10 protein-coding genes and 1 pseudogene are annotated in these 11,596 nt (G+C 71.9%); 6 read left to right on the top strand and 5 right to left on the bottom strand.

The genetic code is table 11. From position 1 onward, the window contains the following. Window positions 1–290: pseudogene (locus G3I19_RS00930) on the top strand (NAD(P)-dependent oxidoreductase); the annotation flags it as partial. Here the strand turns inward: G3I19_RS00930 and G3I19_RS00935 are convergent. Then, on the bottom strand, window positions 281–1,138 hold the full coding sequence (locus G3I19_RS00935) for a helix-turn-helix transcriptional regulator (protein WP_164258373.1): 858 nt from the start codon (window positions 1,136–1,138) through the stop codon (window positions 281–283). The pseudogene G3I19_RS00930 and the gene G3I19_RS00935 overlap by 10 nt on opposite strands. 160 nt (window positions 1,139–1,298) lie before the next feature. On the opposite strand from G3I19_RS00935, the gene G3I19_RS00940 reads away from it, so the two are divergent. Together G3I19_RS00940 and G3I19_RS00945 are read left to right on the top strand one after the other, a co-directional pair. Beyond that, complete coding sequence (locus tag G3I19_RS00940) at window positions 1,299–2,228, top strand: MBL fold metallo-hydrolase (protein ID WP_164258375.1); 930 nt, start codon at window positions 1,299–1,301, stop codon at window positions 2,226–2,228. 110 nt (window positions 2,229–2,338) lie between these two features. Continuing rightward, window positions 2,339–3,811: a carboxylesterase family protein gene (locus G3I19_RS00945; RefSeq protein WP_164258592.1), complete on the top strand. Its 1,473-nt coding sequence runs from the start codon at window positions 2,339–2,341 to the stop codon at window positions 3,809–3,811. A gap of 15 nt (window positions 3,812–3,826) precedes the next feature. Here G3I19_RS00945 and G3I19_RS00950 read toward each other — a convergent pair whose 3' ends face one another. Continuing rightward, on the bottom strand, window positions 3,827–5,470 hold the full coding sequence (locus G3I19_RS00950; protein ID WP_164258377.1) for a hypothetical protein: 1,644 nt from the start codon (window positions 5,468–5,470) through the stop codon (window positions 3,827–3,829). Window positions 5,471–5,724: 254 nt separating this feature from the next. Beyond that, window positions 5,725–7,005: an amidohydrolase gene (locus G3I19_RS00955; protein ID WP_164258379.1), complete on the bottom strand. Its 1,281-nt coding sequence runs from the start codon at window positions 7,003–7,005 to the stop codon at window positions 5,725–5,727. Window positions 7,006–7,187: 182 nt separating this feature from the next. Between G3I19_RS00955 and G3I19_RS00960 the strand changes: the two genes are divergently transcribed. After that, the gene (locus G3I19_RS00960) at window positions 7,188–7,835 is read left to right on the top strand and encodes a PH domain-containing protein (RefSeq protein WP_164258381.1); all 648 of its coding nucleotides are present in this window, start codon (window positions 7,188–7,190) and stop codon (window positions 7,833–7,835) included. Between the two features lie 74 nt (window positions 7,836–7,909). Here the strand turns inward: G3I19_RS00960 and G3I19_RS00965 are convergent, their stop codons facing one another. Further along, window positions 7,910–8,275: a darcynin family protein gene (locus G3I19_RS00965; RefSeq protein ID WP_164258383.1), complete on the bottom strand. Its 366-nt coding sequence runs from the start codon at window positions 8,273–8,275 to the stop codon at window positions 7,910–7,912. A 66-nt stretch (window positions 8,276–8,341) separates the two neighbouring features. Further along, entirely contained in the window at window positions 8,342–9,235 is an 894-nt protein-coding gene (locus G3I19_RS00970) for an NAD(P)H-binding protein (protein ID WP_164258385.1), read from the bottom strand. Between the two features lie 112 nt (window positions 9,236–9,347). Between G3I19_RS00970 and G3I19_RS00975 the strand changes: the two genes are divergently transcribed. After that, the gene (locus tag G3I19_RS00975; protein ID WP_343234944.1) at window positions 9,348–10,292 is read left to right on the top strand and encodes a LysR family transcriptional regulator; all 945 of its coding nucleotides are present in this window, start codon (window positions 9,348–9,350) and stop codon (window positions 10,290–10,292) included. 277 nt (window positions 10,293–10,569) lie between these two features. Beyond that, the gene (deoC, locus tag G3I19_RS00980; RefSeq protein ID WP_239073885.1) at window positions 10,570–11,592 is read left to right on the top strand and encodes a deoxyribose-phosphate aldolase; all 1,023 of its coding nucleotides are present in this window, start codon (window positions 10,570–10,572) and stop codon (window positions 11,590–11,592) included. The last annotated feature ends 4 nt before the right edge of the window (window positions 11,593–11,596 follow it).

Below are 11,596 nucleotides of genomic sequence, written 5' to 3' on the forward strand. Positions count from 1 at the left end.
TCTACGAGCTCGGCGGCGACGCATCCTTCACCCTGACCGAGCTCGCCGCCGCGATCTCCGCCGCGGCCGGAAAGCAGGTTGCCTACGCCGACCTCCCGGTGACCGACTTCGCCCAGGTACTGGCCGCCGCGGGCCTGCCCGCCGAGCTGGCAGAGGTCCTCGCCGACGCCGACCGCGGCATGAGCCGCGGCGAGATGTACACCGACTCAGGCGACCTGCACCGCCTGATCGGCCGCCCGCCCGTGACCCTGGCCGAGGCACTCGCGGCCGCCCTGACGGGTCAACGCTGACACAGCGTCTGCCGGAGGAGCGCGAGGGCCTCATCGGACGGGGACCCGGCGGGAGTGGTGCACACGATGAGCGCCTGCTCCGGTGAACGGGCGACCGACAGCGTCTGCTGTGTCACCGTCACCGTGCCGACGACGGGATGGCGCAGCTCGTAGGACGCCGCATCGCACGGCGTCACCCGGTGGTCCGCCCACAGAGCGGCGAACTCCGGGCTCTTCATGGACAGTTCACCGATCAGCTCCGCGAGCAGCGGGTCGTCCGGGTGCCTGCCGACGGCGATGCGCAGGTTGCCGACCACCGTGCGTGCCTTGCGCTTCCAGTCCGCGTACAGCTCCTGGCAGTGCGGGTCGAGGAACAGCATCCGGCTCATGTTCGGGCGCCGCGCCGGGTCGTCCGGGCCGTGGAAGTCCAGGTGCCCTGCAAGGAGGGCGTGCCCGAGCGTGTTCCAGGCCAGCACGTCCGTACGGCGGCCCAGCACGATCGCCGGGACGCCGTCGACGGCGCGGAGCAGGTCGTGTGTTTCACCGGCGAGCTTCTCGGTGCGCGGGCGGCGCGGCCGGGGCGTGTGCCGGGCGGCGCCGGCGAGCCGGTCGAGGTGCTCGCGCTCCTGGCCGTCCAGCCGGAGAGCGCGGGCGATCGCGTCGAGCACCTCGGCCGAGGCGCCGCGGGACTGGCCCTGTTCCAGCCGTGCGTAGTACGAGACGCTGACCCCCGCCAGCTGGGCCAGCTCTTCACGCCTGAGCCCGGCCACCCGTCTGCGGGGCCCGAGCTCGCGCAAGCCGACGTCCCCGGGGCGCAGCCGCGCCCGTCGGGCCTGGAGGAAGGTGCCGAGCGGGCCGGGTCCGTTCATCACTCCAGTATTCGGTGGACGGCCCGGCCCAGCCACACCCTGCGAGGGGTAGGACAGACAGGGAGTGGTGCGTGCCCGCCCAGGTGACCAGGCTCGGTCTCATTCGGCAACGACCCGAATCCAGGACCCGAACCGAACCCAGGACCCGAGGACGGACCACATGGATCAGAGCACGGAGCAGAGCACGGAGCAGATCACCCTTGGCGACGTCACCGTCAGCCGTGTCAGAGAGTTCTACGGCTCGTCGGAGATGTCTCCGGAGCAGTTCTTCCCGGACAGTCCCCACGGGTCGTGGGACGAGCACCGCGACTGGCTGGCACCCGACTTCTGGAATACGCGGACGGACGAGTGTCATACGGCGATCCAGTCCTGGCTGCTGCGCAGCGAGGGGCGCACGATCCTGGTCGACACCGGCGTGGGCAACCACAAGGACCGGCCGTACGCGCCGGTGTGGAACCGCCTGGACACCGACTACCTCGACCGGCTCGCCGCCGCGGGGGTGCGGCCCGAGGACGTCGACATCGTGATCAACACCCATCTGCACATCGATCACGTCGGCTGGAACACCCGCCTCGACGGGCGGACCTGGGTGCCGACCTTCCCGAACGCCACGTATCTGATGCCGCGGCTGGACTTCGACTTCTGGAACCCGGCCAACGAGAACAAGAGCGTGCTCGGCCGAGGGAACCAGAACGTCTTCGAGGACAGCGTCACGCCGGTCCACCGGGCCGGACTCACCCACCTGTGGGAGGGGACGTACCGGATCGACAAGAACCTGCGTCTCGATGCCGCTCCCGGGCACACTCCGGGCTCGTCCGTGCTCACCCTGGAATCCGGCGGCGATCAGGCCCTGTTCGTAGGGGACCTGGTGCACACGGCGCTGCAGATCGCGGAGCCGGACACCAATTCCTGCTTCTGCGAGGACCCGGCGGAGTCCCGCGCCACCCGGCACAAGCTGCTCGGCCGCGCCGCCGAGAGCAACGCGCTCGTCTTTCCGGCGCACTTCGGCGGCCGCGGCGCCGCGGAGGTCGCGCGCAGCGGATCGAAGTTCACGGTCAAGGAGTGGGCGGGCTACTCCCGCATGTCCTGACGTCCCCCTCCAGTGACCTGACGTCCCCTCCAGCCTCTGAACTTCTCAGCCGCTGGACTTCACAGCCGCTGAACTTCTCAGCTTCTGAATTCCTGAAAGGAAGCATGTCCGTGTTCCGACAGGCAGCTCCGGTCGTGGAAATCCCGGCAGGCACCGTGCGCGGCCTCCGTGACGGATCGGGCGAGCGCTACCGCGCCCTCCCCTACGCGGCGGCCCCCACCGGCGCCGGCCGATTCGCCGCACCCGCACCGCATCCGGGCTGGTCCGGTGTCCGGGACGGCACCCGGCCCTCGCCCACGGCTCCGCAGCCGGCCCGCGACTTCGGCCGGCTCGACATGACCCCCTACTTCGGGCCGGGCTGGGTGCCCGGCGAGGAGTATCTGACCGTCGATGTCCACACACCCGCGGCCGACGGCGCCAGGCGCCCCGTCATGGTCTTCGTGCACGGCGGCGGCTTCGTCACCGGCTCGAACCGCGCCGCGCTCTACGACGGCAGCGCGTTCGCCCGCGACGGCATCGTCCTCGTCACGGTCAACTACCGGCTCGGCATCCCCGGGTTCCTCGATCTGTCGGGCGCTCCGGCCAACCGCGGACTGCTCGACGTACTCGCGGCGCTCCGCTGGGTACAGGACACCGTCGCGGCATTCGGCGGTGACCCCGAGAACGTCACGGTCTTCGGCCAGTCCGCGGGCGCCACGCTCACGGGCGCGCTGCTCGCGACACCGCGGGCGCGCGGCCTGTTCCGGCGGGCGATCGTCCAGAGCGGCAACGGCGCCGGCGCGTTCACCCCGGAACAAGCACGACGGGTCACCGCCGCGGCGGCCGCCGCACTGGGTGTGGAGCCCACCGCCGATGCGTTCGCCCCGGTCCCGGACGAGCGCTTCCTGTCGGTCCTGCCCGCGCTGGCCGGACTCGGCCTCCGCACCAGCACCGCCACGGACCCGCTGGCCGGGCTCAGCCCGTTCAGCCTGGTCCTGCCGGTCCAGCCCGCCGACGCTCTCGCCGAAGGACCGGCGGCCGACGTCGACCTGCTGATCGGCACCAACACACAGGAGGGGAACCTCTACCTCGCGCCGCAGGGCGCACTGGAGTCCACCACGGAAGCCGACGTCATCGCCCTCGCCACCCAGGTCCATACGGACCCGGAGGCAGCCCTCGCCACGCACCGCGCGGCGCGGCCGGGCGGAACACCGGGCGAGCTGCGCTCCGCCGTGCTCGGGCAGGCCCTGTTCGAGGCCGGTACGGCGCGCATGGCGCAGGCGCACGCCCGGATCTCGGGCGGCCGTACGCACGTCTACTCCTTCGGGTACCGCTCGACGGCCCTGGAGGGACGGCTCGGCGCCGCCCACACCGTCGAACTGCCCTTCGTGTTCGACAACGCCGACGAACCCTGGCTGCACGGGGACACCCGCCTGCTGGGCCCCGGCCCCGCGCCGACGGGACTCGCGGCCCAGGTACACGGCGCCTGGGTCGCGTTCGCCAACACCGGGGACCCCGGCTGGGCTCCGTACACCCCGCAGCGCCCCTCGGTGAAAGCCCTCGGCGAAGACCTCGGCGACGACCTCGGTGAAAGCCCTCGGTGAAAGCCCTGGCGACTCTCAGCTCGACGCGAGCTGGTTGGCGATCTCCTTCTGCCACTTCTCGGCATCGGCGGGGTCGTTCAGGGACTTCTCCCAGTCCTCCACCGTCATGTGCAGGTTTGCGGGGCCCGCCTTCAGCGCGACGAGCAGCTCCCGGGCCGAGGCACGCAACTCGGGCGAGGTCCGCTGCCCGGCCGGGACCTCGGGGCCTGCGGCGAGGCCGAAAAGAGTGCGCGCCATGGCATCACGCTTGCTGTGTTCGACCTTCTTCCAGAACTTCAGCGCTTCCTTGAGGGCGTCCGGGCGGGAGGCGGGCTCGGCAGTGGCCGGATCGCCTTCTTCCTTGGGCGGGGCCCAGCGGTCGGGGTGGCGGGCGCCCTCATAGCGCTTCTGACCGGCCCGCCCGGCCTTGTACGCGGTGACCGAGAGCAGCAGCCCCGCCGCTGTCGCGGCCAGGCCCCAGCCGACCGGGTTGCTCGCCAGCGCCCCGGTGGCGGCCGCTGCGATCGTCACAGCGCCGCCGGCCGTTCTCACGCTGTCTCCGACCGCGCCGACCCCCTGCTTCCAGAGCTTGTTGCGCTGCTTCGCCAGGGCGTAATCCCGGGTGGTGTTCAGGACGTTGATGTCCTTCGCGCGCTGGACGTCCCCCGCGGCCTTCTCGATCGTCGAGAATGCGCCACTGGCGCGGTCCAGGGCGGCACCCAGCCGGTCCGAGAGGCCGTCCTCGTCACCGTCGTGGGCGCGTTCCAACTCGACATAGGCCTGCGCGAGCGCCCAGTGGCTCTCCACCTCCGCCTCGCGGAGCCGGGCGATTTCGGGGTCGTCCACCGGGGCGGGCACATCGATCTTCTTGACGGCCCGGTACTTGCGCGTCGTCAGCCCGACTCGCCGCGCCCCACGGACGGTCTTGACACCCGCGACGGCACCGACCACCCCGCCCCCGGCCTCACCGAGGCTCGCCGCCGTCACGATGGCCTCGGCGGGCAGGGAGTTCTTGGCAAGGCCGATGACATCGGAACCGTAGGACGCCAGGTTCTGGATCGCGTCGAGCGTCTTGGAGGAGAACTTCTTGTGCGGGGCGTGGGAGGCGGGCCCCGTCGGGTTCTCCTTGGACTCCTTGTACGCCTTCCGCGCGTCGATGACGTTGTTGACCGCCGTGACCCCGTCGGTGACGGCATTCTCGGCGCCGGCCACGGTCGAGGAGGTGTGCACCTGCTCCGCCAGCCGCGTGTCGGAGGTCTGGGACGCCTTCCAGCCCATCTCAGCGCCCGCGGGGCTCAGACCGCGCGAGACCAGGGTGTCGAGGACGTCGAGGTGCTTGTTGGCCCGCTCCAGCGCGGCGGCGATCCGCTCCCGGATGTTCAGCCCGCTACGGGACGCCTTCGCCGCCGGCTTGCCCGTCCCGTCGCCGGACACCTTCGCCGCACTGTCCGTCGCCTCAGCGCCCGTCACCTCAGCGCCCGTCACCTCACCGCCCGTCGCGAGACGCTGGACAACCATGGACGCGGCCCTGTTTCCGGCAAGCGCCTGCAGCGACCCCATCATCGGTCCGATGCCGCGCCGGTCCGGCACCCCCGCCAGATGCTCCACGCCGCGGGAGACCGGGCGGGGCCGTGGAGCAGCCGGTTGCCTCGTACGCTCGTCGAAACTGGTGCTACTCACCGGTATCCTCTCGATGCTCGTGCTGACACCGGGCGCGGGGCAAGTCGATGCATCCGGAGGGGCGTTGCCCTCCCCGCAGTATCGTCTGTCTTCCTGCCTCACGGAAGACGCTTCTCGGCTCACCTCGCTCATCTCCCGCGGGCGCGGGCATCCGCGCGGGGCGCGTGGCCGGGGGCGAGGGGCCCGGGGCCCGGGGCGCGGGATGCACCGATGCACCGATGCACCGATGCACCAAGCACAGCACCGCGGTCCCCTCACTCCGAACCCGGGCCTCCCGCCCCCAGCCACGCCAGCGCCGCGACCGTCAGTGCCGCGACGCCCGTGTCCAGGGTCGGCTGGATCACCGGGGCGAAGTGCGGGCTGTGGTTGACCGGGATGTCCTCGGCCACCGTGTCCTCCCTGACCGCCTTCGCGAACTTCTCGGGGTCAGCGCCGCCGAAGCCCCAGTAGGCGAACGGCGCGTCGAAGGCGCCCGGGATCCGGCTGAAGTCCTCGCTGGCCGTCTGGAGTTCGATCGTGCCCGCGTCGTCGCCGAAGTGCGCCGCGAACGCCTTCGCCAGCCGTTCGGCGACATCCGCGTCGTTCACCGTGGCCGGGAACGACGTGATGTGCTCGATCAGCGGCTCCTTCGGCGCGTTCGACGCGACCGCCTCCGCCCGGACGCAGCGTCCGATCGCGTCCAGCACCTGCCGGCGGGTCTTCTCGTCGTACGTGCGCACGTTCAGCTGGATGACGGCGGTGTCCGGGATGACGTTCGGTCCTGTGCCCGCCCGGATGCTGCCGACCGTCAGTACGGCGGGCGTGGTGGCGGCCAGTTCGCGGGAGACGACCGTCTGGAGCCGCACCACGCACAGCGCCGAGAGGACCACCGGGTCGACGGCGAACTGCGGCATCGAACCGTGGCCGCCGCGCCCGTACAGCGTGATGCGCAGGCTGTCCGCCGCCGACAGGAACGAGCCGGAGCGCACCCCCACATAGCCCGCCGGGTACGGCAGGACGTGTTGGCCGAGGGCCACGTCGGGGCGGGGGATCCGGTCGGTGAGGCCGTCGTCGACCATCGCGTCCGCGCCGTCGCCGTTCTCCTCCGATGGCTGGAAAAGCACGGTCAGTGTGCCCTGCCACGCCTTCGGGGACGCGGCCATCAGCCGGGCGAAGCCGAGCATGCACGTGACATGGGTGTCGTGCCCGCAGGCGTGCATCACCGGCAGCTCCACCCCGTCGGCGTCGGTGGTGGTCACCGTCGACGCGTACGGCAGCCCGGTGTCCTCCTCGACCGGCAGCGCGTCCATGTCCGCGCGCAGCAGCACGGTGGGACCGTCGCCGTTGGCCAGGACGCCGACCACGCCGGTGCCGCCGATGCCCTCGGTCACCCGGTACCCCCAGTCCCGCAGCCGCTCGGCCACCCGCGCCGCGGTCCGCCGCTCGGCCAGGCCCAGCTCGGGATGGGCGTGCAGGTCCCGGTAGAAGTCCTCAAGATCGGCGCGGATACCGTCCAGACCGCCGAGGACCTCGTCTGCGCCGGAAGTGCTGGTCATGGTGATCCTTCCCGAAGGCCGAGAGCGAAGGCCGAGAGGCATGGGCATGGACAACGGATCGGTGCCCCACCATCGTGTGCGCCCTCCGGCCGGGCTGTCACCTCCAGCGGACCTCCAGCGCACTTCCGCTTCACCGACCACCGCCGTGCCGTCCCGCCCGGCCCGTCAGGCAGAATCGGTGCATGACCCCTGAGCGCTCCACGCCCAAGCCCCCCGACCCGGTGTACGCCGACCGTGTCTACCGGTCACTCGCCGGGCTCGCGGGCGGCGTGCTGCTGCTCGCCCTCGCGCTCTGGCTGGGTATCGACGCCCTCGTCAGCGGCCACGGAAACACACCCTGGCTGGCTCTCGCCGGACTGCTCTTCGTGCTTCCGCTGGTGATCGCCTTCACCCTGCGGCCCGCCGTGTACGCCAACGACGACCGGCTCAGGATCCGTAACCCCTTCCGTTCGATCACGCTCCCCTGGGCGTGCGTCGACGACATCCGCGCCGCGTACTCGACCGAGGCGTTCGCGGGCGGCGGCAAGTACCAGCTCTGGGCCGTGCCGGTCTCGCTGCGCCGCCGCAAGCGGGCCAACATGCAGCAGCTGCGGGCGTCCGCGCCCGGCGCCCAGCAGCGCCAGAACCGCAATCCGTTCGCCCAGGGCGCGGACACCGACCAGGGCCGCGCGCCATCGGACCAGACCGTCGTCGAGCTGCGTGAGCTCGCGGAGCGCGGCAGCGACCGGCCGACGGCGCAGGGCTCGCCCGAGGTCCGCTGGGCCTACGAGATCATGGCGCCGTGTGTGGCGGGCGCCGTGCTGCTGGCCGTCCTGCTCGCCGTGGGCTGACCCGTACCGCCGGAGCACCGCCCCTCCCGGACAGGGGGTGGGCGGTGTGCCGTGTGTGCCGTGTGTGCCGTGTGTCAGGTGCTGACCGTGGCGACGGGGTCGAGGCCGTAGGTGCGGGCGTAGCCGTTCTCGGTGCCGACGAGGAGGTCGACGACCTCGAAGTAGCGCTCCCAGAACGGGGTCTCGCGCAGGGCGTCGATGAGGAGCTGGTACGCGTGGTGGTCCTCGGCTTCCCACACCCATACGTCGGTGACGCGGGCGGAGTAGAACTCCGTGTCGTAGAAGCGTGACCGGACGCCGCTGGTCCTGGCCTCGATCACGGGCAGAACCTGGGTGCTGAAGGCGTCCACACGTTCCTGGACGGTCAGAGCGAGCCACTCGGGTGTGGTCTTGACGAGCATGAACGCCGTGACCGGCGGTTCGGTTGTCGCAGCGGGCATCAGGGTGTCTCCAAGAACGGTGCAGGTGGAGGGGGATGTGGAAGTGGAGGTGAACGGCCGGGGCGCCTAGGAGAGAACGGCGGGCTTGAGAGTCCGGGCGCACCACTGCTCGAAGCTCGTGGGTGAGGCGGTGTCCCGGGTGCGGGCGACACCGGCGTCCAGGCCCTGGTCCTTGGCCCGTTTCATGTCGACGATGCCCTGGACGAACGCCTCGTTCAGGCCGTAACCGACCAGCGTGGTGCGCAGCTCGTCGAGCGGCTCGCGTACGTAGCGGACGGGGCGGCCGAGCTGTGCGGTCATGATGCGGGCCAGGTCGTTGGGGGACACGTCCTGGGGGCCGAGGACCGGGACGCTGCCGGTGCCGGTCCACGAGCGGTCCAGCAGCAGACCGGCCGCGACGGCCGCGATGTCGGCCACAGCGACGAGGGGCGCCTTGCGGTCGGCGTCGACGGAGTCGGTGAAGACGCCCCTGTCACGGATCGATTCGGACTCCTCCAGGAGGTTCTCGAAGAAGGACGGGTTGGCCAGGGCCCGGTAGGCGACACCGGTACCGGCGATGAGGTCGTCCATGGCGAGGGAGGCCGTGACCAGCCCGGCACGGTCGGCGAGCGGGGTGCCGCGACCGAGCGCCGAGACGCCGACGACATGGCCGACGCCGTGAGCGGCGAGCGCCCTGACGGCGGGGCGGGTGAAGCCGCTGAAAGCGTCCTGCGGGGTCAGGGACGCGTCCGGAGGGACGAGCCAGAAGACGGCGTCGGCGCCTTCGAAGGCCCGGTCGAGGACCTCGGCGTCCCCGTGCGAGCCGGTGACGACATCGACGCGTCCGCGCGCCGCGTCCGGCAGCCGTGCGGGGTCGCGCACGATCACCCGCAGTTCCTCACCCGCGGCGGGGGCGGACTCCAGGAGCCGGGAGAGCAGGGGGCGGCCGATGTTCCCGGTGGGAGCGGTAAGGACGATCATGGAAACCTCGCAGGTCGTGCCGGAGTGGAACACCCCCATCCTGCGAAGGATCACGGTGTTGCCACAATGGGAACTTCGGCACGCAATCTTTGACGGAAATGGAATAACCCTGGTGAGCAGCCCCGATCCGGTCCTCGACGCCAATCTCGCCATCGCGCTGGACGCCCTGCTGGCCGAGCACAGCGTCACTCGCGCCGCCGCACGCCTGCACACCTCACCCGCCGCCATGAGCCGCACCCTCGCCCGCCTGCGCCGCACCCTCCAGGACCCCCTCCTGGTCAGGGCCGGGCAGACCATGGTCCCCACCCCGCGCGCCCAGGCCCTGCGCGAGGAAGCCGCCGCAGTGGTGGGCAGCCTCCGAGCGCTGCTCAGCCCCGGCACGGGCGTCGACCCCGCCGGCCTGCGCGGCACCTTCACCCTCCAGGCCGCCGACCTGGTCGGCGCGGCACTGGCCCCGGGGCTGCTGCGGCTGGGCCGGCAGGAGGCGCCGGGGGTCTCGTTCCGCTTCCGGGCCGAGGAACTGGAGGCCGGAACCGCCCTGCGCGACGGCCGGATCGACCTGGAAATCGGATCCATCGACCACGTGGACCCCGAGACCCAGGTCGAAGACCTGGTCGGCCTCCGCATGATGGCGGCCGTCCGACCGGGCCACCCCCTCACCGAAGGCCCCCTGACCCCGGCCGGGCTTGCCGCCGCCCCTCACGTCGCGGTGAGCCGCCGCGGCCGGTTCAGCGGCCCCCTCGACACGGCGCTGGCCGAGCAGAACCTCCGCCGGCGGGTCACCTTCACCCTCCCCGGCCACCTGGCCGCGATGACGCTCGCCGCCCACAGCGACGTCGTCTGCCTCGTACCGGCCGCCCTTCCCGGCGCCGCGCCCTCGCCCCTCACCGACAACGCCACCGCACTCGGACTGCGCCTCCTCGACATCCCCCTGGCCCTGCCCCCGCTGACCGTCGGCATGGCCTGGCACCCCCGGCACGCAGCCGACGGAGCCCACCGCTGGCTCCGCGACGCCGTCCGCCGGATCCTCCGTACTCCCACGAACCCGACCACCTGACCCACAACCCCCCGGCCCGACCCTTGATCCGACCGCGTGCTCCGACCACCCGGCCCGACCCTTGATCCGACCACCCGCCGCGACTGCTCAACCGCTCGGTCCGCCCCCCCCTGACCCGACCACCCGGTCCGACCACCCGGTCCGGCCCCCGGACCCCCGCGACGCCGAACCACCGTCGCACCGACCACACGGCACCCCGTCCAGGAGCGACGGCGGGCTGCCGACGGCTGCCCCCTGTACAGGTCGCTACGCGCGTAGATATGCTCCTCTGGTGACCATGCCCACCACCGCCCCCTCCCCCGGCGCCCCCAGCGAAGGATCTGCCTCCCGTCCGGGAGACGCCCCCTCCGCCGGCGGTCTCGCCGACGTGACCGCATCCGACAGCGCGCTGCGCCGCTTCCTGCACGGGCTGCCCGGCGTCGACGCCGTCGGCCTCGAAGCGCGCGCCGCCGCCCTCGGCACCCGTTCGATCAAGACCACGGCGAAGGCGTACGCCATCGACCTGGCCATCTCGATGATCGACCTGACGACGCTCGAAGGCGCCGACACCCCGGGCAAGGTCCGGGCGCTCGCCGCCAAGGCCGTCCACCCCGACCCGACCGACCGTACGGCCCCGATGACGGCCGCCGTCTGCGTCTACCCGGACATGGCCGCCACCGCGAAGGCCGCGCTGAACGGCGCGGATGTGAAGGTCGCGTCCGTCGCCACCGCCTTCCCCGCGGGCCGGGCCGCGCTGCCGGTGAAGCTCGCCGATGTGCGGGACGCCGTCGCGGCGGGGGCCGACGAGATCGACATGGTGATCGACCGGGGCGCGTTCCTGTCCGGCCGCTATCTCTCGGTGTTCGAGGAGATCCAGGCCGTCAAGGCCGAGTGCGTACGGCCCGGAGGCACCGCCGCCCGGCTGAAGGTGATCTTCGAGACCGGTGAGCTGTCGACGTACGACAACATCCGCCGCGCCTCCTGGATCGGCATGATGGCGGGCGCCGACTTCATCAAGACCTCGACCGGCAAGGTGGCGGTCAACGCGACCCCCGCCAACACCCTGCTGATGCTGGAGGCCGTCCGCGACTTCCGCGCGCAGACCGGCGTCCAGGTCGGGGTGAAGCCCGCGGGCGGGATCCGCTCCACGAAGGACGCGATCAAGTTCCTGGTGCTGGTCAACGAGACCGCCGGGGCCGACTGGCTGGACAGCCACTGGTTCCGCTTCGGCGCCTCCAGCCTGCTGAACGACCTGCTGATGCAGCGCCAGAAGCTCAGCACCGGCCGCTACTCCGGTCCCGACTACGTGACGGTGGACTGATCAC

It is taken from the genome of Streptomyces sp. SID10853, assembly GCF_010548145.1.
Classification (GTDB): Bacteria; Actinomycetota; Actinomycetes; order Streptomycetales; family Streptomycetaceae; genus Streptomyces.